Annotated in this window: 1 protein-coding gene; it reads left to right on the top strand. The window is 73.4% G+C overall.

What is annotated here, in order from left to right; translation table 11 throughout:
• Positions 1 to 364: 364 nt before the first annotated feature.
• Positions 365 to 911, top strand: a 547-nt coding sequence (locus A5622_RS17885; protein ID WP_082990538.1) for a glycosyltransferase family 2 protein, incomplete at its 3' end; no start/stop codon positions are given.

Genomic DNA, 911 nt, shown 5'->3' with positions numbered 1-911 from the left:
CCACGAACGCGCCACCGACGACGACGTATTCGCCTCCGACGACGACCTTCTCGCCTCCGACGACGACTTATTCGCCGCCGACCACCACATACGAGCCTCCGACGACGACGTATTCGCCTCCGACGACGACCTATTCGCCGCCGACCACGACGCGCGAGCCGCCAACGACGACGTATTCGCCTCCGACGACGACGTATTCGCCGCCGAGCACCACGCACGCGCCACCGACGACGACGTATGCCCCGCCGAGCACCAAGGTGACCACCCAGGCGCCGGCCCCGACCCACACCCAGCAGACCGTGCCGCCGACGCATTCGCAGCCGGTGTTCCCGCAGGAGCCGCACCCCCACCGCGGGTTCTGAGCGTGCCCGACGCCGACGGGCTGGTCACGGTGGTGCTGCCCTGTCTCAACGAGGAGGAGTCGCTGCCGGCCGTGCTGGCCTCCCTCCCCACCGGTTACCGCGCGTTGGTGGTCGACAACAACAGCACCGACGACACCGCCGGGGTCGCGAGCCGGCACGGCGCCCACGTCGTCGCCGAACCGCGGGCCGGATACGGCTCGGCCGTGCACGCGGGCGTGCTGGCCGCGACCACCCCGATCGTGGCGGTCATCGACGCCGACGGCTCGATGGACGGCGGCGAGCTGCCCCGGCTGGTCGCCGAGCTGCAGCGCGGCGCCGACCTGGTGACCGGCCGGCGCCGCCCGGTGCCCGGACTGCACTGGCCGTGGGTGGCCCGGGTGGGCACGGTCGTCATGAGCTGGCGACTGCGCACCCGCCACGGCCTGCCCGTGCACGACATCGCGCCGATGCGGGTGGCCCGCCGCGATGCCCTGCTGCAGCTCGGCGTCGCCGACCGGCGATCCGGCTACCCGCTGGAATTGCTGGTCCGCGCGGCGGCCGCCGGCTGGC

Source organism: Mycobacterium sp. 1245801.1 (assembly GCF_001673055.1).
GTDB lineage: Bacteria > Actinomycetota > Actinomycetes > Mycobacteriales > Mycobacteriaceae > Mycobacterium > Mycobacterium europaeum_A.
Note: the sequence above shows the minus strand (reverse complement) of the source record. Positions and strands in the feature narration are given on the sequence as shown.